The following is a 22,023-nucleotide window of genomic DNA, read 5'->3' as shown; positions in this document are numbered from 1 at the left end:
GGATGTAATAGTGAACGTATCTCGAAAAAAAGGACCACTGTATTTACAAATAAAAAATATCTTAAAAGATCGAATTTTGCATGGCGTGTATCCCATTCAAACAAATATTCCTTCTGAGCCGCAGCTGGAAGAGGAATTTCAAGTAAGTAAAATTACGGTTCGAAATGCTATTAAAGAACTTGTGAAAGATGGATATTTAGAAACAAAAAGCGGTAAAGGAACAAGAGTTATTCGAAATACATCTATTTCAAGGCTCTCAAAAGGAAAACGCTTTACCGAAGTGTTGGTGGAAAAAGGGCATATCATTCAGAAAAAGTTGCTTGGGGCGGAGACAATTGAAAATGCACCAGAAACAACTTTATATACGCTGTTTGGTGAGCAATGTATTCAAATAGAACGTCTTTACTATTTAGATAATGAACCTTATATTCATTACACGCATTATTTAACCATGCAACGTATGGAAGGGATAGAATTAACACACTTAAATGCACAGTCGTTATACGATTTGATTGAAGAACAAGATATTACATTGGAGAAATTTCGAGATCAGTTTGCTGTTGCAAAAGCTGATTCTTATGTAGGCGAAAGACTGAATGTGCAGGCTGGAGAAGCGCTATTAAAGAGATCACGGTATTCCTATGATGAAGAAGGAAATATCATCGAATACAGTGAGGGCTATTATAATACAGAGATGCAGCAATACATTGTGAATTACGATATTTAAGAAGTGCGAGAAGAATACATATTCTTTTCGCCTGAAAAATGAGAGCGTTTACTAAATGGGGGAAAAGAGGAATTTAGTATGGATATGTATCTATTGCTTGTGACATGCCTAGCAATTGTTATTGTTGTATTAGGAGTCTCTTGGTGGAAGTGGCATGCTTTTATTAGCTTAACCGTTGCCAGTTTATTTCTGGCTATTATGTCAGGGCTTTCGATGGACAAAATTGTGGGGGCTTATGAAACAGGAGTCGGCAGTGTTTTAGGTCACCTTGTTGGAATCTTGGCGCTTGGAACGATTTTAGGGAAAATGATGTCAGACTCAGGGGCTGGCATGCAGGTGGCGGAGTTTTTCATTAGGTTTTTTGGAATCAAAAAGTTGCCATGGGCGATGCTCTTTGCTGGTTTTATAATAGGTATTCCAGTTTTTTTTGAAGTTGGAATTGTTATTTTACTGCCGTTAGTGATTTCTATTCATAAAACAACAAGACAAAATATTCTATTAATTGCACTGCCTGTAATTGCAGGCCTATCGATTGTACATGGTCTTGTGCCCCCCCACCCGGGAGCGATGACAGCCATTGGAATATATAATGCAGACTTAGGAAAAGTTTTGCTCTATTCATTGATTATTGCTCTTCCAGCAGCAATAGTAGCAGGGCCTGTATTCGCAAAATGGGTGCATAAACGTGTGATTCCTGAAGGGGAACCTGAATTAATTCGTATCAGCACTTCATCTGAAAAATTACCTAACACAGGTATTTCATTTTTCATTATCTTATTACCTGTGTTATTAATGGTGTTATCTGTTATGGCTCCGTATATACCGCTTTCTAGCTTTTTAACTAAATTTTTTGTATTTATAGGCAGCCCTGTCATCGCACTTTTAATTTCTTGCTTTGCCGCATTTTATCTTTTGGGCATGCGTCAGGGAATGAAGAAAGATATAATTAAAAGATTAGTAGAAGAATCATTGCTTCCGGTTGGATCTATTATTTTAATTATTGGAGCTGGAGGGGGATTTAAACAAATTTTAATTGATAGCGGTGTAGGTACATCAATTGCTCAAATGTCTGAGCAAATATCGCTTTCTCCTATTGTCTTAGCATTTATGGTAGCAGGATTAATTCGTATTGCTACCGGATCGGCAACCGTTGCATTAACAACAGCTGCCGGCATTGTTTCACCAATCATTGTGCATATGTCTGGAGTCAATCTGGAACTGCTGGTTATTGCGACAGGAGCAGGATCACTAATGTTCTCTCATGTAAATGATGCAGGCTTTTGGCTAGTAAAAGAATATCTAGGTCTAACGGTAAAAGAGACGTTTAAAACATGGACGGTACTAGAAACACTGCTTTCGTTTATTGCTTTTGGAGGCGTTCTATTATTTGATGTTTTTATTTGAAAATTTCCTCCTTCTGATTATTTTGGAAGGAGGTTTACTAGTTGACTTGATATATAGTATTTGTAGAATAAGGAGGCAATGTATATGACCTGGTTAAAAGAAATACTTGGAACAGAAAAAGCTATTATTGCTATGTGTCACTTGTTACCGCTGCCTGGAGATCCATATTTTAATAGTGAAAAAGGTATGGACTATGTAGTAGAAATGGCAAGAAAGGATTTGCATGCTCTTCAAGAAGGCGAAGTAGATGCTATTATGTTTTCAAATGAGTTTAGCATGCCGTATTTAACGGATGTTAAAACGGAAACTGTAGCTGCGATGGCACGAATTATAGGTGAATTGATGTCGGAAATTAAAGTGCCCTTTGGAGTAAATGTATTGTGGGATGCTAAGAAATCTTTGGATTTAGCGGCTGCTACTGGTGCTAAGTTTGTTAGAGAAATTTTTATAGGCGTATATGCAAGTGATTTTGGTACTTGGAATACCAACGTTGGAGAAACAATTAGACATCAGCATCGAATTGGGGCCAAAAACGTTAAATTATTATATAATGTTGTTCCTGAATCTGCTGCGTATTTGGCTGAGCGGGAAATTGAAAGTATTGCTGCATCTACGGTATTTAACAATCGACCAGATGCGCTATGTGTATCTGGATTAACAGCAGGGGCCAAGACGGATGTGCAGTTATTAATGCGCGTAAAGGAGGCTGTTCCTAATACAATTTTACTTGCTAATACAGGAGTTAATTTCACTAATTTCAAAGAACAGTTATCTATTGCTGATGGGGCAGTTGTAGGTACAACATTTAAATACGACGGTAAATTTGAAAACCATGTGGATGTTGACCGTGTAAAAAGATTTATGGACAAAGTAAAATTTTTTCGTGACAATCTTTAAACGACAAAAAGGGTAAAGGTGAATCAGTTAGCTTTTAGTTTTGATACGGATGCTGTAATTGTCCACAGTGCACCTGTATACCTCATCTGTAATAAAGACATATTTAAAAAGAGATAGCAATAGATGAGAATATACAGCTTAGTTTCATTGGAGTAATAGCTAAAAGAAAATGGACAATATTAAAAGAGAAATTTTCATTGATCCCGCCCAATCTGAAGAATACAAATTCTCTGTTTAATTAATTTTTATTATAGTGGTGATCTAATGAAAAATGAGCCTTTTCATATTAATTAGTATCTTAACTGTGCAAATCAAACGTAAGATGCAGTTCTGTAATTAGAGCTGTTTTTTTATTGCCCAAAAGCTATAGGTCAGGGGGGAAATAAAAAACAGAATGTTGGATAGCATAATGATAAGTAAATGTACAATGAGTATGCTCTATTTTCAAAGAAACAGACGTACTCAACAAAGCTGAAGAAGCGGAGGGAAGTAACAGTGCCTGACAAACCTAGTATTACCTCAAGCGAAATTGGGACGCTGTGGATGACATATCAGCAGAAAACGTTAATTATTTGCTTGTTAGATTATATGATTGAACATGCGGATGATGAAGATGCTAAAACAATTATGACGGACTTGCGTGAGCAGCTCATTATATACATACGAAAAATAAAAACAATATTTGAAAAAGAAGGAGCGGTAGTGCCAACGGGGCTTTCATCTCAAGACGTAAATGTACAGGCTCCAAAACTATTTACTAACGGATTTGATATTATGTTTCTTCGTGTCATCAAAGAAATTAGTATGGGGATGTATACATTAAGTTTAGGCAAGGCCTACAGAGAAGATGTGGTGAAATTTTATCAAGATTTAACAAAAATTACGCAAGAGTGCTACGATTCCTGTACGCAGTACTTATTGAGAAAAGGAATTTTATCCCGCCCACCCTATATTCCGATGCCAACTACCGTTGAGTTTGTTTCGGATAGAAAATATCTGAGCGGCTTAAATGTATTTGCGGACAAAAGAGTACTAAATACGATGGAGCTAGCGCAGATTTATCATGGAGTCGAAACAAACATTGTCGGGATGAAGTTAATGAAGGCTTTTTCTCAAACGGCGAAAGATGCCGAAGTGAAAAAGCATTTTTTGAAAGGAAAAGAGCTTAGTAAAAAAATTATTACGCGACTTGAAGAAATAATTATACAAGACGATATTTCACCTTCTGTTGCCTCAACAGGAAGCATAACGACTTCTGAAACGCCTGCTTTTTCGGATCGTTTGATGCTGACATGCGATATTTTACTAAGTAACTTCAGTATCGGAAGTCAGGCGTTTGGAGCAGCATTTAGTTTTCGAAGAGATATTGTGGCTAAAATGATGCTGATAGGAGAAGAGGCGTTTCAATATGCAAGCGAAGCAACAGAAATTATGATTAAAAAAGGCTGGCTTGAAGTTCCGCCAAGTATTGATTAGCTAAAAGGAAAGCCTCTTTCATGCATTGTAAATGGAAGTTTATATATCTTTACACACCTTTAACCTTTTATTCAAGTTGATTTAACAGACTGCGTGTACAGTTAAGTTATGTCAATAATAAACAGTAAAGGGTGTAAACAATGAAAAAACGTGCAATTGGAGCGGCAGTATTATCAGCGGTAACTGTAGCAGCGCTGGCATTTGGAACAAATTCACCAACAGATGCTAAAGCAGCTAAAGGCGTAAATAACCAAAAAGCTAAAAATGTTATTCTTTTTGTTGGAGACGGTATGGGTACCGATCATCGTGATGCGATCCGACTGGCCGCCGTAGGAGCAAATGGAAAGTTAGCAATGGATGATATGCCGGCAGTAGGGAGAGTCCATACATCTTCAGGAAATTCATTTGTTACGGATTCTGCAGCAGCTGCTACAGCCATGGCTTCAGGAGTTAAAAGTTATAATGGCGCTATTGGCGTAAATATGAAAGGAAAGTCTGTTCAAACAGTTTTAGAAAAAGCAAAATTAGCTGGGAAAACGACGGGGCTTGTGACAACAAGTCAAGTAACAGACGCAACTCCAGCTGCTTTTGGCGCACATGTTAAAGATCGAAGTGCTCAAAGTGACATCGCGAAGCAGTATCTTGAAAACAGTAAGATAGATGTGATTCTAGGTGGCGGAGAAGATTATTGGTACACAAAAGGAAATGAAGGTGCACATCCAGATGCCCCGCCAGAAGATAAAACTGAAGGAAGCAAAGGAACGCAAGGAAACTTAGTAAACAAAGCACAAAAACTTGGGTATACATACGTTAATAACGAAAATGAATTAAAATATGCTAAAGGAACAAAATTGCTCGGTCTGTTTGCTAATGAAGAAATGTTTCAACAAGCCCCTGAAGGCCAAGGTGATGTGTACAACCCTCAAGTATCTCTAAAAGACATGACAAAAAAAGCAATCAATACGCTATCACAAAATAAAAAAGGGTTCTTTCTTGTAGTAGAAGAGGAAGCGATTGATGAAATGGCTCATAATAATAATGCTGAACTCATGATTAAAGCAGGTAAGCAGCTTAATGATACGGTGAAGATGGCTAAAGCTTATGCTAAAACACACCCAGACACTCTCGTATTAGTAACAGCTGACCATGCAACCGGAGGTTTAGCACTTGAAAAAGTAGACAATAAAGATAACGGTGGAGATGAAGCATCAAAAGAAGATGGACCATTTGCAATCGCTCATTCAAAAGAGCAGTTCGTTGCGGATTGGACAACTGAAGAGCATACGTCATCAGACGTTCCTTTAAATGCAATGGGTGCCGGCTCAGAAAGATTTACTGGAGTATACGAAAATACGTATTTACATGATGCTCTTCTAAAAGCAATGAATTTAAAATAAGTGAGATAAAAGTACGGTGTTGATTTAATATACTTAGTATGTAAATCAACACCTTATTTTTTGCTTTGTGTGAGCAAGTTATGATGGAGTTTCTTCAAAGGTATGCTACGATAAGAATTATCTTGAATTGAAGAGGTGTCACGATGAAAATAGAAGTATGGTCAGATTTTGTCTGTCCTTTTTGTTATATTGGAAAGCGCCGATTAGAGCAAGCGCTTCAGCAATTTGCACACAAAGATGATGTGCAGGTTGAATTTAAAAGTTTCGAGCTAGATCCAAACGCCCCAGTTAATACTGGCAAAACAATTAATGAAGCTCTTGCTGCTAAATATGGAATGACGATTGAACAAGCGAAGCAAGCAAATGAAGGAATCGGACAGCAGGCAGCTAGTGTGGGCTTATCCTTTAATTTTGACGATATGAAGCCAACTAATACATTTGATGCTCACCGCTTAGCTAAATTTGCAAAAGCTCAAGGAAAAGAAGCAGCCATTACAGAAAAACTCTTATATGCATACTTTACTGAATCAAAACATCTAGGTGAAGAAGAGACGCTGGTTGCTGTTGCAGAAGATGCAGGTCTTGACCGAGAAGAAGCACGTCAAATTCTCGCGGATAAAAACGCATACGCAAATGAAGTGCGCAGTGATGAAGCAACGGCTCAGCAATATGGCATTAGCGGTGTTCCATATTTTGTTGTTAATCAAAAATATGCGATTTCAGGTGCACAGCCAGTCGAAACATTTGTAGGAGCTCTCCAACAAGTATGGGAAGAAGAAAATCCGACTCCCGCTTTGAAGAGCCTTTCTCCAGAAGGAGCAGATGATGCCTTTTGTGCAGATGGTCAATGTGCCGTTCCTGATTCCTCTAAAAACCAACAATAAATAAAAAGCAGAATCGGAATTTCCGCTTCTGCTTTTTATTTATTTGCAAAAAAATTCACAAAAACAAACATACGTTCTGTTTTTGTGTTATAATAAGTTTAGAAGCAACAAACCTCGATGAGTAAGCTCCAAAAATAAGCGATTAAAAGTGATCCCACCATGAACTACCTTCCATTTAATCCTGCAGGGGGAATCTGAATGAAGAGCAAAGTGCGCATTATCCCATTTCAAGTAGTTGAACAATTGAATCAATTTAATGAAGTCCCAGAAGGAGTCGCTCTAATTGGAGCAGAGCAAGTATGGAAGCAAACAAAGGGACGGGGAATAACCATAGCGGTTTTGGATACCGGCTGTGATGTTACACATCCAGATTTGCAGGAGCGAATTATTGGAGGAAAAAACTTTACACAAGATGATCAACAAAATCCAGATATTTTTCAAGATTATAATGGTCACGGCACTCACGTAGCAGGCACAATTGCAGCAGCGCATAATGGAACGGGTGTTGTAGGAGTGGCTCCTGAAGTGGGCTTACTTATCCTAAAAGTACTTGATGGAAATGGTTCAGGTCAATACGAGTGGATTATTCAAGGTATTAACTACGCCATCGAGCAAAAAGTAGATATCATTTCGATGTCGCTTGGAGGTCCGTCGGATGTGCCTGAGCTACATGAAGCGATTCAAGATGCTGTTGATCAGAATATTTTAGTTGTCTGCGCAGCGGGAAATGAAGGAGATGGAGAAGGCTCCACAGATGAGTTTGCGTACCCAGGCTCATATAATGAAGTGATTAGCGTAGGAGCTGTTGATTCAGAGAAACGATCTTCGGTATTTTCCAACTCAAACAACGAAGTAGATGTAGTAGCTCCGGGAGAGAAGGTCGTATCAACTTACTTGAATGGAAAGTATGCCGCACTGAGCGGAACCTCTATGGCAACACCTCACGTAGCAGGGGCCTTAGGATTGATAAAAGTTCTTTCAAATGAAATGTTTGGAAGAGAACTTACAGAACCAGAGCTTTATGCACAGTTAATCAGAAGAACCCTTCCATTAAATGAATCACCAAGAGAAGTAGGAAACGGATTTGTGCACTTGACCGTTGTTGAAAAGCTGTTGCGTGAAATTCAACGTCAAATGACTTCAGAGGTGATCGGATGAGAAGCAGTTTAGATATGCTAATGATGGAAAAGCAGCAGGCAAAAGCTCTTTATCACGAATACGCAAACAATCGAAGTTATTATGATGAAAAGACAGATGAAGAAAATAAAAATCTTTATTATCAAGATACGCTCTTTGAAAGAGAAGCCATGCAAACGTTGTTAAAGGAAACGCATCAGCATTTGCTAAGTTATTCGCCGCATAAATATGTATATCCCTGGGTGGATCTACAGGAGAATGGGGAGCTGAAAAGTCTATACTCAGGGAAAGGGATGGATCCGTTAGAAACTATACAGCAAGATATTGATCAACTTCAGTCGCTTAGTAACTCCTCTCTTTCAAGCAATGATATACTGCTAAACTGTGAGCATGTTGTCCCACAATCTTGGTTTGGGAAACAAGAGCCTATGAGAGGCGATTTGCATCATTTATTTGCGTGTGAACCTTCTTGTAACAGTCGAAGAGGTAATTCTTCTTATATTGACTTCGCGGATTATACGCCGGAAGTAAAGCAATCAGATGTGAAAGAAGGATGTGGCAAAGCAGAAAAAGGTAAGTTTGAACCTGAATATGGAAAAGGAATTGTGGCTCGATCAACTCTTTATTTTTTAATTCGCTATCATAATAAAATTGACTCTTCGCGAGTAGATCTTCCTCTTTTACTAAAATGGCATGAAGAATTTACTGTTTCACTTTATGAAAAACATCGCAATGCAGCAATCTTTGAATTGCAAGGCAACCGAAATCCTTTTATCGATTTTCCTGACAAAGCAGGTGCGTTAATGAGTTCTGCTTTCTAAAATAGCGAAGAGCTCCGCTTCAATTCGAAGCGGAGCTCTTTTGGATAATCTAATATGAAAATCCATATTTATCACTTAAAAGGGCGTCCATTTTATTTAATAAGCGAAAATATTCTTCTTGTTCTTCTACACTTAGAGCTGCTAGCATATCTTTTAAAAATCCATTTCGCTTCTCTGTAATCATTGAAACAAGTTTCTTTGATTCATCGGTCAGTGAAACCCACACGACTCTCCGGTCTTTTTCGTCTCGCACGCGCTGAATGAGAGATTCTTCTTCCAATTGATTTAATAAGCTAGTTGTAGCGCCCGAGGTTAAGTGAAGTTTATTTGAAATATCTGCTACCATATACTTTGTGCCGCTGGCAATGTAGTTTAAGATATAAAATTTAGTGGGTGTTAAGTGATAAGGCTGTGTTTTTAATGTTTCTTCGACTAAATGCCGCATATATTGAAAAAAAGATGTGTTAATTTGATAAAGGTGTTCAATTTTTGAATCTAAATTGTTATCCATGCTAGCTTCCATCTCCTTGTACACTACGGACGTATATAAACTAACTCTAAAATAAAATGAAACAATTGTAAAGGATGGCAATGATTATCTTTAACCACCATTATTATTTTTAAATTAATATCTTTACGAAAAAATATCTTTATGATAAAGTTATTTAGGTGGTTAACCAAATAGATGATTGTAAAGAAACATATCTCATAATAGATGGAGATAATATCTTTATGAAAAAGCTATATAAAAAAGTAATTTTATTAGTGAAGTATTAAGGAGGAGTAATGAATGTCTAGAAGTCGCTTAATGGTAACAAATTTTATTGGAATTATCGTTATTTTAGCTTTATTAATTGGAGGAGGATATTATTACGTTCAAAAATCGAACTATATTACAACGGATAACGCTAAAGTATCCGGAGATGTATACAATGTAGTTGCACCTGCAGCAGGTAAAGTAGCAAGCTGGACAGTAGAAGAAGGAAATGATGTATCAAAAGATGCTGAAATTGCTAAAATTCAAGCTGAAAAAGGGTCTGTAGCTGCTAAAGTGCCAGCAGATGGAAAAATTATTCAAACAAACGTAAAAGAAAATCAAATGGTTCAAGCTGGACAGCAAATTGCAACGGAAGTAGATATGAAAGACCTATTTATCGTAGCAAATATTAAAGAAGATCAGCTTAAGGATATTAAAGAAGGCGACGATGTAGATGTAACGGTAGACGGAGACAGCAGTGCAAAAATCGACGGCAAAGTCGAAGAAATTGGATATGCAACCAATTCACTTTCATCTTTAACATCGAACTCAAGCTCAGATGGAAACTACACAAAAGTGTCTCAAACGGTTCCTGTGAAAATTTCTATTTCTAATTATTCAGAGCATGTACTGCCAGGTATGAACGCAGAAGTAAAAATTTCGAAAGACTAATTCTTACTACAACAGTTCAAGAAGGGAGGAAATATGATGACAGCCAGTATAGAAAACACAAGTGATGGATCCATCAAAAAGCATATTCCGCTATTGATTGTTTTAATGCTTGGTTTGTTTCTTGCGATATTAAACCAAACGTTACTGAACGTAGCCATCCCGCATTTGATTACTGAGTTTGGCGTAACGGCAAATACAGCTCAGTGGTTGTTAACTGGATATATGCTTGTAAACGGGGCATTAATTCCGCTTTCAGCTTTTTTAATTGAACGATTTGGTGTGCGTCGCTTGTTCTTATTTGCAATGTTTTGTTTTACAGTAGGGTCATTGATTTGCGGAATTGCACCTACGTTTTCGATTATGCTTACCGGCCGTTTAATTCAAGCTATTGGCGGAGGTGTCTTATCGCCTCTTGTTATGACCATTATCGTGTTTATTTTCCCTCCTCACATGCGAGGAAAAGGGATGGGGATTTTTGGTTTAGCCATGATGTTCGCACCGGCTATTGGACCAACGTTATCTGGATGGGTTATTCAAAACTATGATTGGCACATCCTTTTTAACGGCATGGTGCCATTAGGTGCTATTGTATTAATTATTGCTTTCTTTCAATTAAAAGACATTCAGCCTCCAAAGGATGTAAAAGTTCACATGCCTTCTGTTATGACATCACTTGCAGGTATGGGATTATTGCTTTATGGATTCAGTGAAGCTGGAAATGACGGCTGGACGGATTCAGTTGTTCTTTCTACAATCATTGGCGGGGCAGTTCTTTTAATTATATTTGTTCTTCAACAAATTAAATCTGAAAAGCCGCTATTGGATATGCGTGTATTCAAATATAATATTTTTTCACTATCAAATATTATTAGTATTGCGATTACAATCAGTATGTATGCAGGCATGTTCTTGCTTCCAATTTACTTGCAAAATATCCGCGGATATTCTGCTTTTGATTCAGGACTGCTGTTGCTTCCTGGCGCACTTGTTATGCTGGTTATGTCGCCGATTTCAGGTACATTGTTTGATAAAGTGGGACCTCGTCCGCTAGCAATCGTTGGTATGCTCATTACATCTATTTCAACGTTTGAATTTACGAAGCTGACGATGGATACACCGTTTAATCATATTTTAGCGATTTATATTATCCGTTCGTTCGGCATGTCACTCTTAATGATGCCGATTATGACAGCCGGTTTGAATCAGCTTCCGCAGCGACTAAGCAGTCACGGAACGTCAATGTCTAATACGCTTCGTCAAGTAAGTGGTTCAATTGGTATTAGTTTAATGACGACCATTTTTACGAACCGTACAACGTATCATGTAAATGAAATCAGCAGTTCCATGAATATGGCTGATCCATTCTTTATGAACAGCTTTCATTTATTTGTACAAAAAGTAGCTGCTACTTTGCATTTATCACAAGATCAGGCTCAGCAGCAAGCGCTGAAGGTTTTATCTGGAAAAATGACGCAGCAAGGTACGATCCAAGGTATTAACGATGCCTTTTACTGGGCAACAGCAATTTCTGTTATTGGTTTAATTTTAAGTTTCTTCCTTCGTGACGTACGTAAAGATAAAGTCGTCGAAGAAAAGAAATCAAAAGCTCAAGAGGAAGATATTCGTATGCTTCCAGCTCCGAAAAGTATAAATTCATAAGGAGCTATAGAAATCTAAAGTTCATCATAAAAATGTTGGAGAGAAAGGGGCAGTGAGGTGGATGGATCCATTGATATTTGGTGAAGAAATTCAAAGAATTTCAATATCTTTAAACAAAAAAGTAATGACAAATGTAAAAAGCCTTTTACAGCATTACGGAATTACCCCTTTTCAATATCATATTTTACTGATTGTTGAACGTGCAGATACAATGCCTGTCACCAAAGTGGCAGACGAGATAAAGGCGAGCCCAAGCGTTATTACAGCATCGATTACACGTTTGTATGAACTGAATCTTGTGGAGCGCTACCATTCAAAAAGAGATCGGCGTAAAGTTATGGTCGAGCTTACAAACAAAGGGAAGCAAGTGATTCAAGCTGCTGAAAAAGACATGCAGCAAGGGGTTGAAAAACTGTTTGCTTGCTATAAAGAAGAAGAACAGCAGCAATTTCTCACGCTCTGTCGACAGCTAGATGAACATGTGACTTGAACTTGAGTAGAAAAAAGTATATTGAGTTAAGCGGAGTGAGTGTAAATGAATAAAGAAACGGTAAAAAACATTCGAAAAAACTACAATATGAATCAGCGAAACTTCGCTCAAGCAGTAAACTGCAGTTTTTCTTTAATTGCACTGGTTGAAGTGGGGAAGCGAAGAGTAACAAAAAACTTGGAAGACAAAATTAAGCAAGCATTTCAATTGAACGATCACGATTTAAAAACACTGCAAGGGTAATACAAAAAGTAGGTGTGAAACGAGCGCACCTACTTTTTTTCGTCTTGTTTTTTTGTAAGCGGATCTACCGTATGTTTGTAATCGTAAGCTTTCGAAGTAGTAACTATGCATAGCAGTAAAATAACAAATACAATGATAATAGAGAGCGTAATAATGATGATCATATAAAACGTCCTTTCTTTTTCTTATTACGTATGCTTTCGGTCTTATTGGTGAAATTCCTTCTTTCTCCACATAGTGCAGAAACGACAAACGCATACTAGTAACAGCCTAAAATAAAGGAGTGTTTATAATGAATGAAAAAGAGTTGAAAAAACAATTAAAAAAGGTAGCGGATTATCCTGCATCTAAAGCAGATGGAGTAGACGAAGAGTTTTCTCGTGAATTAGCAGACCAAGACGATTTAGAAGCTCAGGCTAGAGCGAACGCTGCAGATGAAAGACAAAAAAAGCAAAACTAAAGCTGAGATAAAAGTATTTTAGCCCAAGTGAAAAACGAACCACTAATCGAAATGTTTGATTAGTGGTTCGTTATTTCTCAGCCTCGTTTATTATTTTTTCAAAAGTAAATAAACAAAGTAAGGAGCACCGATTACGGCGGCAATAATTCCTGCTGGTACACCGTTAGGATCGGCAATGTTATGTCCTATTGTATCTGCAATCAGCAAGAGCCAGCCGCCAAGTAAAATGGCAACGGGAATAAAAAGCTGGTTTCTCGGTCCGACTAAGCCTTTGGCAATATGAGGAGCAAGAAGCCCAATAAAGGCCACGCCGCCTGTAACTGAAACTGCGGCTGCCGCTAATGCAACCGCGGCTAGAAGCAATGTGATACGCTCTTTCTCCATAGCGATACCGACTCCAATAGCTGCAGCTTCATTTAAGTTAAAAATGTTTAATGAATTTGCTTTGTACAATATAAAAGGAATCAAGACAAGCAGCCAAGGTAGAAGTGCCCATATAAAAGGCCAGTCTGTCCCCCAAATGTTTCCTGCAATCCATTTAGCAATAAAATCAACTTTAGCACGATCAGCTGATGACATAATCACCACCATCATTCCAGAAAGAGCCATCGAAAAACCTACGCCTGTTAAAATAAGTTTTACAGGCTGCAGTCCTTGGCTTTTACTATATGCACAAAGGTAGATAAGACAAGCTGTAAACAAGGCACCGATGAACCCTACTAACGGAAGAGCATACACGAAAGAGCCAGCTTCAATTGGAAAAAATAAAAAGAATACGGCAATTGCGACGCCTGCTCCCGAATTAATTCCTATAATTCCAGGTTCCGCTAAGTCATTGCGCGTAACACCTTGTAAGATAGCGCCTGATAAAGCTAGAGCCATTCCTGCTAAAAGAGTAATGATAATTCGCGAAAGTCGAATTGAAAAAAGAACAAACTCATCTGCAAAATCCCCTTTGCCAAAAAGAGTAGGAAATACTTTATTATAAGGAAGGGAGGCATCCCCAAGCCCCATCCCTATTACAATCGTTCCAAGAATCAAAACAGTGAGCAGCATCATAATTATTCGTTGTTTTCTAATAAGCGTTGGGTGGATCATGAGAATGCTTTTCCTCCTTTACGAACAATGACTAAAAAGAAAGGTAAACCAATCATGGATACAACTGCTGCTATCGGTGTTTCATAAGGCGCACTTACGGTTCGGCCCAACGTATCAGCGAGCAGCATAAACGCTGCGCCAGTGACAGCGGACATAGGGATAATATAACGATAGTCGGTTCCTACAATTCCTCGTACAATATGAGGAATCATCAAGCCGATAAACACCATGTTTCCGACTAGCGCAACAGAAGCACCTGCAAGAAGAATCATGACAACAAATAAAACGGTTTTGACCTTTGTTGTTTGCTGACCTAACCCCACAGCGACTTCTTCGTTTAAGCTTAAAATAGTAAGCTGCCGGGAAAGCAAAAGCGCAATGAATATACCTCCCACAATAAAAGGAACAATGATTTGAAGCTGTTCCCAAGAAGTGCCTACCATTCCGCCAGCAGTCCACATCGATACATCTTTTGAAATTTTAAAATAAATACCGACGCCTTCTCCGATCGCATAAAGAAACGCTGAAACGGCAGCCCCGGCTAGTACAATTCGAAGCGGAGAAAAACCGCCTCTTTTTATAGCAGCAATTCCAAATACCAAAATTGCGCCAACCGCAGCTCCGATAAAGCAAGCAATCGTAATACCTAAATAATTTACAGAAGGGATAAAGACAATGGTTACAGCTAAAGCTGCATTTGCGCCAGAAGTTAAGCCTAAAAGTCCTGGATCTGCAAGAGGATTTCTTGTCATACCTTGCATAATCGCCCCTGATACTGATAAAGCAGCGCCAACAAAAACAGCGGCGATTTCACGAGGTAAACGAATATCTCGGATGATCGAAATCTGTTCGTTTACACTGCTTGATGAAAGTGCTAGCCACACATCTTTTATCGATATATCAGCAGCGCCAAAAATCATTGAATAACCAAACATTATGATGAATACGAGCAAGGCACCTATTAATTTATATAAAAAAGGAATGAAACGCTGATTGTCTATTTTCATAAAACACCCATCTTTTCATGTAAGAATAAATTTAGTAAAACAAAGCAAGAGGAATTCTAAAAAGAATTCCTCTTGAATGAGTTACTTGCCAAGAAATTTTTGAGTAAAGAAATCTAGTTGATAATCTAATGTGATTGGATCATTAAAATAAAATTCTTTTGCATTTGCTTCAAATACGTGATTATTCTTTACAGCAGGAATATTTTTGAACGTATCTGTTTTCTCAAATGATGTATCTCCATCTTGGTTTTTACTGAAGATTAAATAATCTCCGGCATATTCAGGAAGAACTTCTGGTGAAATTGCATAGTAACCATCTTTCAAAGCCATGTCTTTTACTTTCTCTGGCATTTTTAATTTCATTTCTTGATAAAGAATCTCCGTTCCGCGTCCCCAGTTATCGCCAAATACATAAAGCTGCTTGTCAAAGTTCTCAATAACTGAAACCGTGGTATCGTCGCCAATTTTAGCTTTGATGTCAGAACCAGCTTTTGCCGCACGCTTTTTAAAATCGTTTACCCATGACTGTGCTTCTTTTTCTTTATTTAATAGTTTTCCGATTTCTACATGCTGAGTAAGGTAGTCTACTTTATCGTATGTATACGTGACGGTAGGAGCAATTTTTTTCAATTTATCAACGTTTTTTGTAGTAGATAAGCCAATAATTAGGTCAGGCTTTAATTTAATGATCTTTTCTAAATTTTCATCTGATACTTCTTCAACGCCTTTTAATTTCTTTTCAAAGCGGGGATTCATTTTAGACCATGAATCAACTCCGACAATATTGACACCTAACGACATGACGTTACCTGCGTAGGAGCCTAACACTACAACACGTTTCGGGTTAGCCGGAACTTTTACAGGGCCGTCTTCAGATTGATATATGATTGTCTTAGATTCGCCATTTTTGCTAGAATCATTTTTGCTTTCAGTTGAACCGCTGCTGCAGGCACTAATAAGTAGTACGAATATGAGCATGAATGGAAGCAGTAATTTTTTCATTTAGTTATCTCCTCTTAATAAGTTATACGTGATGCACATTGGTTTATTGGTTCTCGGGTCTCGTCCGATTTCAGCGTCGATATGAAACACTTTTTTTAGAACGTCATGCGTGATGACTTCGTCACACGTTCCGGCTTTAACAATTTCTCCATCTTTTAAAGCGATAATATAATCTGCAAAACGAGCGGCTTGATTTAAATCGTGAAGTACCATTACGACGGTACGTTCTTGCTCTTTGTTTAGCTTTTGAAGCAGCTCAAGCACTTCTAACTGATGAGCCATATCCAAGTAGGTAGTCGGCTCATCGAGGAATATAATATCTGTTTCTTGAGCTAAAGCCATTGCAATCCACACTCGCTGACGCTGACCGCCTGAAAGAGAGTCAACGAGACGAAATTTGTAATCTTTTGTTCCGGTTACTTCAAGCGCCCAGTCAATCGTTTGATAGTCTTGTTTCGACAGACGCCCAAACCCTTTTTGATAGGGAAATCGCCCATAAGATACAAGTTCTCCAACAGTTAAGCCGCTGGCACTTTCAGGGGTTTGAGGGAGAATGGCCATTTTTTTAGCGAGTGCTTTTGTATGTTCTGTTGAAATATTTTCGCCATCTAAAATAACGGAACCGGATTGATGAGAAATAATGCGGGTGATGGCTTTTAAAAGCGTTGATTTGCCGCATCCGTTTGAACCAATAATCGTGGTAATCTTTTTGTCTGGAATGTTAACGCTTAAATTCTTTACTATTAGACGTTCACCATAACTAATATGTAATTTCTCTGTATATAGGCGAACCATATCTGACCCTCCGTTTACGTTTAATACAACAAATACTTGATAATGATTATCAATATCGTTTACTTTACATACTATAATTCGAACGTTTCCGGATGTCAATAGTTATTTTTATTGTCAAAACGGTGAAGAAGATGTATATTCAAATGAGAATGATAATCAATAACAATTAATTGCAAGGAGCGGGTGTTCATGACACATAACGAACTGTTTGACGTGACGATTATAGGCGGGGGACCGGCCGGCCTTTATTCTGCCTTTTATAGTGGACTAAGAGAAATGAAAACAAAGCTGATTGAATATCAGCCAAAATTAGGCGGAAAACTTCACGTTTATCCTGAAAAAATGATTTGGGATGTAGGAGGGCAAACGCCTATTTCTGGTGCGAAGCTTATTGAACAGCTTGTTGAACAAGGGCTGACGTTTGATCCAACTGTTGTTTTAAATGAGAAGATTGAATCGATTTCTCGCTTAGAAGATGGTATTTTCCAGCTGACGAGTTCTTCAGGTGAACATCATTACTCTAAAACCATTATCCTTGCTGTCGGAGGAGGTATTTTAAATCCGCAAAAGCTCAAAATTGAAGGAGCAGAACGATTTGAAATATCAAACTTAAACTATACGGTTAAATCTTTGCAGCATTTTAAAAATAAAACGGTGATTGTTTCCGGGGGAGGAAATTCAGCCATTGATTGGGCAAATGAGCTAGAGTCCGTTGCTAAAAAAGTATATATTACGTACCGAAACAGTGAACTAAACGGTCATGAAGCACAAGTGAGACAATTAATAAACAGTTCAGCTCGGTGTCTGCTTAACACATCTATTACAAAATTAGTGGCTGATGGGACGCATGAATTTATTGAAAAAGTTGAGCTGACTAATCATCAAACCGGTGAAATTTCTTATTTACCGATTGACGAAGTCATTATTAATCACGGTTATGAAAGAGATACAGAGCTGTTAAAAAACAGTGAATTATATATTAAAACCATTGATGACTGCTATGTTGCAGGTAACGCAGCAAGCGAAACGTCGGTAGAAGGCGTGTATGCAGCGGGAGACATTCTCATGCACGAAGGAAAAGTCCATTTGATTACAGGTGCTTTTCAAGACGCTGCTAATGCCGTAAACAAAGCAAAACAATTCGTTCAGCCCTCTGCTGCTAAGGCGGCTATGGTTTCTTCTCATAATGAAGTATTCAAAAAACGTAATTCAGCACTAATTAAACAAATGATGAAGTAAAGCGAGGTGCAGGGTGCATGTCGCTTCTTTCTCTACGATGGAATTATCTACATGGAGAGGCAGGGAACGAAAAAAGAAAAGAGAAATATAATAAAAGAAAACGCTTACATTTTTTTAAAAATGACATAGTGCTTGTGTGCATAAGGGGGAAGCCGTATGAACGAAAAAGAGAAATATCAGTTTGAAACAAAAGCCATTCACGCAGGGTATGAATCAAAACATCATTTTGATAGCTTAGCTCCGCCTATCTATCAAACGTCTACATTTACATTTTCATCTATAGAACAAGGTGCAAACCGGTTTAGCGGAGCAGAAGATGGTTATGTATATTCCCGGTTATCGAATCCAACGGTCACCATTTTAGAAGAGCGTATGGCACAGCTTGAAGAAGGAGAAGCCGCTTTGGCATTTGGATCGGGAATGGCTGCAGTATCGGCTGTATTGATTGGACTTACAAAAGCAGGCGATCATATTTTATGTTCTAAAGGAGTGTATGGATGCACATTTGGTCTCTTAGAAATGCTTGAGGAAAAATATCAAATCCATCATTCTTTCTCCAACTTGGAAACTGAGGAAGAAATTCTTGCTGCTATCAGAAAAGATACAGCATGTATTTATATTGAAACACCGATTAACCCGACTATGACTTTAGTAGATTTAGAGTTAGTTGCTTCTATCGCCAAACAAAAAGGAATTCCTGTGGTAGTAGACAATACCTTTTCAACTCCTTATTTGCAACAGCCGCTGAAGCTTGGGTGCGACTTAGTCATTCATAGCGCAACAAAATTTATTGGTGGACACGGAGATGTTGTCGCAGGAATTGTAGTAGGGAACAAAGAGGTTATTTCCGTACTGCGCAAAACGACGCAAAAAGATATCGGAGGCATTCTTTCACCGTTTGATGCTTGGCTGTTACTCAGAGGCTTAAAAACGCTGGCCGTTCGAATGGATCGTCACTGTGAAAATGCTGAACATATCGCAAAACAATTAAGTCTCCATCCCAAGGTGAAAGCCGTTTATTATCCAGGTGATAAAAAGAGCACTGCTTATTCTCTCATGCAAAAGCAAATGAGAAAAGGAGGGGGGCTTCTCTCTTTTGAAGTGAAAGGAGGTTATGAAGAAACCGTAAAAGTGGTTAATCAGCTTAAGCTCATTTCCATTGCGGTGAGTCTTGGAGATGCTGAAACACTTATTCAGCATCCTGCCTCGATGACGCATGCAGTTGTGCCGGAAGAAGCTCGGAAAGAAATGGGAATTTCAAACGAACTCCTTCGTTTATCAGTTGGACTGGAAGCATGGGAAGATATTATGAGAGATTTACAGCAGGCATTAGATAGTATATAACAAACGCTCAAACAACGCTTGAAGTATCTTAAGGATATTTCAAGCGTTGTTTTTTGAATATCAACCGTATGTCATCAGTCATACATCCTTTTTTGCGAATGGAACTTTACCTACACCTTTAGACAAATGTCCTAGACAGAAGAGATGCCTTTTAATAGACTAAAGGTTATCTGTGAAAATACAATATTTAGTAAGGAAGGTGCTCTGCTATTATGCTTCATAACCCAACTGGAAAAAAACGTCTAGGATTGGCGTTTCTTCTCAGCACGCTTGCGATATTAGGTCCGCTTAATATCGATATGTATTTGCCAAGTTTCCCTGCTATTGCTGATCATTTAGATGCCCGAGCTTCACTTGTTCAGCTTAGTTTAACATCGTGTTTACTAGGCCTTGCCATTGGTCAAATCGTGATCGGTCCAATCAGTGATGCGAAGGGACGAAAACGACCTTTACTCATTTCCATTTCTTTATTTATGATATCGTCCTTGCTCTGTGCTTTGGCTCCTACTATTACAGCTTTAGTCATCGCACGCTTTTTACAAGGGTTTACAGCTTCGGCAGGAGTTGTTCTTTCTCGAGCCATTGTCAGAGACGTTTTTAGTGGAAGAGAGCTTACGAAGTTTTTTGCTCTGTTAATGGTTATCAACGCCTTTGCGCCAATGATAGCACCAATGGCCGGAGGTGCTATTTTGCTTCTTCCTTTTGCAAGCTGGCATACTATTTTCTTGTTTTTAAGTTTAATAGGCCTTTTAATTGTTTTAACAATTTCAATGCGTTTAAAAGAAACTTTGCCAATTGAAAATAGAACGCCAAGTTCAATTGGTCATTCCATTCGCACGATGGGTAGTCTATTACAAGACCGTTCTTTTATTGGGTATGCCTTAATTGTCGGACTGGTCCACGGAGGAAGCTTTGCTTATGTATCAGGCACTCCATTTGTCTATCAAGGGATCTACCATGTTTCTCCGCAAGTTTTTAGCATTTTGTTTGGCATTAACGGCTTAGCCATTGTGACTGGAAGCTTTATTATTGGGCGCTTTAGCGGAATTCTTCATGAAAGAAGCCTGCTTCGCATTGCCGTGATTACGGCTGTAAGTGCTACTAGCGTACTTCTTATCATGACCATGCTTAAAGGGCCGCTGGCTACGATTGTTATTCCCATTTTTATTTACATGATCTCTATAGGAATGACAATCACAGGCTCGGTGACATTGGCAATGAAAAATCAAGGACATAGAGCAGGAAGTGCGAGTGCCGTGTTAGGCATGCTTCCACTAACTTTAGGATCAATTGTTTCTCCTTTAGTGGGTATTAACGAAACCACAGCTATTCCGATGGCTGCTATTTTATTTAGTACGGCGCTTTTAGGTTTTGTAGCTTTCTTTACGTTAACTAAAAACAAGAAAGAAACAGAAAAGTGCGAAGTTAATGAGTTTAAAACGGAGGTTTCTCCGTAATCACTTTTTTGATTGTTTGACAGCACCACTCCTTTGTGAAAATGAGTGGTGCAAATTTATTCAAGTATTGGATAATATATGCCAATCTTAGAGCATGATCGAAAGGAGTGGATAATAATGAGTAAAGTAATTCCTGAAATAACCCTTAATGACGGGGTAACCTAGCCTGCTATAGGTTTTGGTACATATAAGCTTAACGGAAATGAAGGAGTCAACGCTATAATGAGTGCGATTGATGATGAATAGCCCACAATTTAAAGGGAATATTCTCATATCGCCAATACGCCACTCCTGTTGGGCTATTCTTTGCCTCATGGTCTAAGCTTACCTTGGCCAGTAAGAGATTAGGGCCTATGCCTGCCGTAGCTGTCAGGCGTGTCTTATGATAAATTTCGTCGATAATATTGTGGGCTAATTCTTCTGGTGTACGAGCGAATAGATGCAACGAAGCTGTCGCATCAATAAACAGCTCATCAATACTATAGGAATGAAAATCCTCAGGAGCCACATACTGTAACACCAAGCTCGAAATATAGGTCGAAGCCTTGATATACCTCTCAATGGATGGATTCACCACATGGATATCTTTCCTTTTAGGAATGTCGAAAAGACGACTTCCTGTTTTGACCCCTTCTTTCTTTAATAAGGGTGTGGCAGCTAATACAACGGATCCCGACCGTTTGATATCTCCTACTACCGCAAGCTTTGTTTTCAACGGATTTAATCCTCTTATGACAGAAGAAACGGACGCATAGAACGCCTTCATGTCGACACATATAATGATTCTGTTTGGTAACTGCTCATCCTCCATTGAAAATACTCCTCAAATAAAAGAACGTTTGTTCTGTATATTATATACGAACAAACGTTCTTTATCCAGTGGAATATCATACCTTTTCCCGATTATTGCTATCCTATAGGAAAAGGAATACAAACTATCATTTAAAAGTGGAGTGAGAAAAAAGCCTGTATCTCCTTAGATACAGGCTTTTTCTTTTCGTGTTTAGTTACCATGATTTTAATTCTAGAACTAATTAAAACCTTTTCTATAAAAAAT

22 protein-coding genes and 2 pseudogenes are annotated in these 22,023 nt (G+C 38.3%); 17 read left to right on the top strand and 7 right to left on the bottom strand.

Going from position 1 to position 22,023, the window contains the following annotated elements; genetic code table 11:
* Window positions 1-10 precede the first annotated feature (10 nt).
* From ACFX4W_RS15600 to ACFX4W_RS15565, 8 genes are all read left to right on the top strand, one after another.
* Window positions 11-727: a GntR family transcriptional regulator gene (locus ACFX4W_RS15600; protein WP_043979332.1), complete on the top strand. Its 717-nt coding sequence runs from the start codon at window positions 11-13 to the stop codon at window positions 725-727.
* A 78-nt stretch (window positions 728-805) separates the two neighbouring features.
* A complete protein-coding gene (locus tag ACFX4W_RS15595; protein WP_043979330.1) occupies window positions 806-2,131 on the top strand; it encodes a GntP family permease in 1,326 nt (441 codons plus the stop codon).
* A gap of 84 nt (window positions 2,132-2,215) precedes the next feature.
* Complete coding sequence (locus ACFX4W_RS15590; protein ID WP_043979326.1) at window positions 2,216-3,028, top strand: BtpA/SgcQ family protein; 813 nt, start codon at window positions 2,216-2,218, stop codon at window positions 3,026-3,028.
* Window positions 3,029-3,523: 495 nt separating this feature from the next.
* A complete protein-coding gene (locus ACFX4W_RS15585) occupies window positions 3,524-4,504 on the top strand; it encodes a DUF3231 family protein (protein WP_043979324.1) in 981 nt (326 codons plus the stop codon).
* A 140-nt stretch (window positions 4,505-4,644) separates the two neighbouring features.
* Window positions 4,645-5,901, top strand: a complete 1,257-nt coding sequence (locus tag ACFX4W_RS15580; RefSeq protein WP_043979322.1) for an alkaline phosphatase — start codon at window positions 4,645-4,647, stop codon at window positions 5,899-5,901.
* Between the two features lie 143 nt (window positions 5,902-6,044).
* Complete coding sequence (locus ACFX4W_RS15575; RefSeq protein ID WP_034653288.1) at window positions 6,045-6,785, top strand: DsbA family oxidoreductase; 741 nt, start codon at window positions 6,045-6,047, stop codon at window positions 6,783-6,785.
* Between the two features lie 198 nt (window positions 6,786-6,983).
* Complete coding sequence (locus ACFX4W_RS15570) at window positions 6,984-7,943, top strand: S8 family peptidase (protein WP_043979318.1); 960 nt, start codon at window positions 6,984-6,986, stop codon at window positions 7,941-7,943.
* The gene (locus ACFX4W_RS15565) at window positions 7,940-8,743 is read left to right on the top strand and encodes an endonuclease I family protein (protein ID WP_013082427.1); all 804 of its coding nucleotides are present in this window, start codon (window positions 7,940-7,942) and stop codon (window positions 8,741-8,743) included. The genes ACFX4W_RS15570 and ACFX4W_RS15565 overlap by 4 nt, the downstream gene beginning before the upstream one ends.
* A gap of 49 nt (window positions 8,744-8,792) precedes the next feature.
* Here the strand turns inward: ACFX4W_RS15565 and ACFX4W_RS15560 are convergent, their stop codons facing one another.
* On the bottom strand, window positions 8,793-9,254 hold the full coding sequence (locus ACFX4W_RS15560) for a MarR family winged helix-turn-helix transcriptional regulator (protein ID WP_016763546.1): 462 nt from the start codon (window positions 9,252-9,254) through the stop codon (window positions 8,793-8,795).
* Window positions 9,255-9,533: 279 nt separating this feature from the next.
* Here ACFX4W_RS15560 and ACFX4W_RS15555 point away from each other — a divergent pair, with 279 nt between their 5' ends.
* From ACFX4W_RS15555 to ACFX4W_RS15540, 4 genes are all read left to right on the top strand, one after another.
* A complete protein-coding gene (locus ACFX4W_RS15555; RefSeq protein WP_013082429.1) occupies window positions 9,534-10,172 on the top strand; it encodes a biotin/lipoyl-containing protein in 639 nt (212 codons plus the stop codon).
* Window positions 10,173-10,205: 33 nt separating this feature from the next.
* Window positions 10,206-11,831: a DHA2 family efflux MFS transporter permease subunit gene (locus ACFX4W_RS15550; protein WP_043979312.1), complete on the top strand. Its 1,626-nt coding sequence runs from the start codon at window positions 10,206-10,208 to the stop codon at window positions 11,829-11,831.
* 61 nt (window positions 11,832-11,892) lie between these two features.
* Window positions 11,893-12,321, top strand: a complete 429-nt coding sequence (locus ACFX4W_RS15545; RefSeq protein ID WP_043979311.1) for a MarR family winged helix-turn-helix transcriptional regulator — start codon at window positions 11,893-11,895, stop codon at window positions 12,319-12,321.
* 45 nt (window positions 12,322-12,366) lie between these two features.
* Window positions 12,367-12,564, top strand: coding sequence for a helix-turn-helix domain-containing protein (locus ACFX4W_RS15540; protein ID WP_013082432.1), 198 nt, complete (start codon window positions 12,367-12,369; stop codon window positions 12,562-12,564).
* A gap of 29 nt (window positions 12,565-12,593) precedes the next feature.
* On the opposite strand, the gene ytzI is transcribed toward ACFX4W_RS15540, so the two are convergent.
* Window positions 12,594-12,728, bottom strand: coding sequence for a YtzI protein (ytzI, locus tag ACFX4W_RS15535; RefSeq protein ID WP_016763550.1), 135 nt, complete (start codon window positions 12,726-12,728; stop codon window positions 12,594-12,596).
* 128 nt (window positions 12,729-12,856) lie between these two features.
* Between ytzI and ACFX4W_RS15530 the strand changes: the two genes are divergently transcribed.
* A complete protein-coding gene (locus ACFX4W_RS15530) occupies window positions 12,857-13,024 on the top strand; it encodes a YfhD family protein (RefSeq protein WP_075420553.1) in 168 nt (55 codons plus the stop codon).
* Window positions 13,025-13,114: 90 nt separating this feature from the next.
* Here ACFX4W_RS15530 and ACFX4W_RS15525 read toward each other — a convergent pair whose 3' ends face one another.
* The 4 genes from ACFX4W_RS15525 to ACFX4W_RS15510 form a co-directional block, all read right to left on the bottom strand.
* On the bottom strand, window positions 13,115-14,122 hold the full coding sequence (locus ACFX4W_RS15525) for a FecCD family ABC transporter permease (protein ID WP_043979308.1): 1,008 nt from the start codon (window positions 14,120-14,122) through the stop codon (window positions 13,115-13,117).
* Window positions 14,119-15,129 carry a FecCD family ABC transporter permease gene (locus ACFX4W_RS15520; RefSeq protein ID WP_043979306.1) on the bottom strand — a complete coding sequence of 337 codons (1,011 nt, stop codon included), beginning with the start codon at window positions 15,127-15,129 and terminating at the stop codon, window positions 14,119-14,121. The genes ACFX4W_RS15525 and ACFX4W_RS15520 overlap by 4 nt, the downstream gene beginning before the upstream one ends.
* An 81-nt stretch (window positions 15,130-15,210) precedes the next feature.
* Entirely contained in the window at window positions 15,211-16,131 is a 921-nt protein-coding gene (locus ACFX4W_RS15515; protein ID WP_043979304.1) for an iron-hydroxamate ABC transporter substrate-binding protein, read from the bottom strand.
* Window positions 16,132-16,926 carry an ABC transporter ATP-binding protein gene (locus ACFX4W_RS15510; RefSeq protein WP_043979302.1) on the bottom strand — a complete coding sequence of 265 codons (795 nt, stop codon included), beginning with the start codon at window positions 16,924-16,926 and terminating at the stop codon, window positions 16,132-16,134.
* Between the two features lie 189 nt (window positions 16,927-17,115).
* Here ACFX4W_RS15510 and ACFX4W_RS15505 point away from each other — a divergent pair, with 189 nt between their 5' ends.
* The 4 genes and pseudogenes from ACFX4W_RS15505 to ACFX4W_RS15490 all read left to right on the top strand — a co-directional run.
* Window positions 17,116-18,165 (top strand): NAD(P)/FAD-dependent oxidoreductase, encoded by a 1,050-nt coding sequence (locus ACFX4W_RS15505; RefSeq protein WP_043979299.1) that lies wholly within the window; start codon window positions 17,116-17,118, stop codon window positions 18,163-18,165.
* Between the two features lie 156 nt (window positions 18,166-18,321).
* Complete coding sequence (gene megL, locus ACFX4W_RS15500; protein WP_043979296.1) at window positions 18,322-19,509, top strand: methionine gamma-lyase; 1,188 nt, start codon at window positions 18,322-18,324, stop codon at window positions 19,507-19,509.
* A gap of 212 nt (window positions 19,510-19,721) precedes the next feature.
* On the top strand, window positions 19,722-20,966 hold the full coding sequence (locus ACFX4W_RS15495; protein WP_043979293.1) for a Bcr/CflA family efflux MFS transporter: 1,245 nt from the start codon (window positions 19,722-19,724) through the stop codon (window positions 20,964-20,966).
* A 117-nt stretch (window positions 20,967-21,083) separates the two neighbouring features.
* Window positions 21,084-21,203 (top strand): annotated as a pseudogene (locus ACFX4W_RS15490) (aldo/keto reductase); the annotation flags it as partial.
* A 4-nt stretch (window positions 21,204-21,207) separates the two neighbouring features.
* On the opposite strand, the pseudogene ACFX4W_RS15485 reads toward ACFX4W_RS15490, so the two are convergent.
* Window positions 21,208-21,777 (bottom strand): annotated as a pseudogene (locus ACFX4W_RS15485) (Y-family DNA polymerase); the annotation flags it as partial.
* Between the last annotated feature and the right edge of the window lie 246 nt (window positions 21,778-22,023).

Source organism: Priestia sp. YIM B13489 (assembly GCF_042787645.1).
GTDB lineage: Bacteria > Bacillota > Bacilli > Bacillales > Bacillaceae_H > Priestia > Priestia megaterium.
Note: the sequence above shows the minus strand (reverse complement) of the source record. Positions and strands in the feature narration are given on the sequence as shown.

What these genes read in the sequence shown, in the direction of transcription:
- ACFX4W_RS15520 (WP_043979306.1), bottom strand. Translation starts at nt 15,129, where the DNA reads ATGAAAATAGACAATCAGCGTTTCATTCCTTTTTTATATAAATTAATA.
- ACFX4W_RS15565 (WP_013082427.1), top strand. Translation starts at nt 7,940, where the DNA reads ATGAGAAGCAGTTTAGATATGCTAATGATGGAAAAGCAGCAGGCAAAA.
- ACFX4W_RS15590 (WP_043979326.1), top strand. Translation starts at nt 2,216, where the DNA reads ATGACCTGGTTAAAAGAAATACTTGGAACAGAAAAAGCTATTATTGCT.
- ACFX4W_RS15570 (WP_043979318.1), top strand. Translation starts at nt 6,984, where the DNA reads ATGAAGAGCAAAGTGCGCATTATCCCATTTCAAGTAGTTGAACAATTG.
- ACFX4W_RS15555 (WP_013082429.1), top strand. Translation starts at nt 9,534, where the DNA reads ATGTCTAGAAGTCGCTTAATGGTAACAAATTTTATTGGAATTATCGTT.
- ACFX4W_RS15550 (WP_043979312.1), top strand. Translation starts at nt 10,206, where the DNA reads ATGATGACAGCCAGTATAGAAAACACAAGTGATGGATCCATCAAAAAG.
- megL (WP_043979296.1), top strand. Translation starts at nt 18,322, where the DNA reads ATGAACGAAAAAGAGAAATATCAGTTTGAAACAAAAGCCATTCACGCA.
- ACFX4W_RS15595 (WP_043979330.1), top strand. Translation starts at nt 806, where the DNA reads ATGGATATGTATCTATTGCTTGTGACATGCCTAGCAATTGTTATTGTT.
- ACFX4W_RS15525 (WP_043979308.1), bottom strand. Translation starts at nt 14,122, where the DNA reads ATGATCCACCCAACGCTTATTAGAAAACAACGAATAATTATGATGCTG.
- ACFX4W_RS15530 (WP_075420553.1), top strand. Translation starts at nt 12,857, where the DNA reads ATGAATGAAAAAGAGTTGAAAAAACAATTAAAAAAGGTAGCGGATTAT.
- ACFX4W_RS15575 (WP_034653288.1), top strand. Translation starts at nt 6,045, where the DNA reads ATGAAAATAGAAGTATGGTCAGATTTTGTCTGTCCTTTTTGTTATATT.
- ytzI (WP_016763550.1), bottom strand. Translation starts at nt 12,728, where the DNA reads ATGATCATCATTATTACGCTCTCTATTATCATTGTATTTGTTATTTTA.
- ACFX4W_RS15580 (WP_043979322.1), top strand. Translation starts at nt 4,645, where the DNA reads ATGAAAAAACGTGCAATTGGAGCGGCAGTATTATCAGCGGTAACTGTA.
- ACFX4W_RS15495 (WP_043979293.1), top strand. Translation starts at nt 19,722, where the DNA reads ATGCTTCATAACCCAACTGGAAAAAAACGTCTAGGATTGGCGTTTCTT.
- ACFX4W_RS15560 (WP_016763546.1), bottom strand. Translation starts at nt 9,254, where the DNA reads ATGGATAACAATTTAGATTCAAAAATTGAACACCTTTATCAAATTAAC.
- ACFX4W_RS15540 (WP_013082432.1), top strand. Translation starts at nt 12,367, where the DNA reads ATGAATAAAGAAACGGTAAAAAACATTCGAAAAAACTACAATATGAAT.
- ACFX4W_RS15510 (WP_043979302.1), bottom strand. Translation starts at nt 16,926, where the DNA reads ATGGTTCGCCTATATACAGAGAAATTACATATTAGTTATGGTGAACGT.
- ACFX4W_RS15505 (WP_043979299.1), top strand. Translation starts at nt 17,116, where the DNA reads ATGACACATAACGAACTGTTTGACGTGACGATTATAGGCGGGGGACCG.
- ACFX4W_RS15515 (WP_043979304.1), bottom strand. Translation starts at nt 16,131, where the DNA reads ATGAAAAAATTACTGCTTCCATTCATGCTCATATTCGTACTACTTATT.
- ACFX4W_RS15545 (WP_043979311.1), top strand. Translation starts at nt 11,893, where the DNA reads ATGGATCCATTGATATTTGGTGAAGAAATTCAAAGAATTTCAATATCT.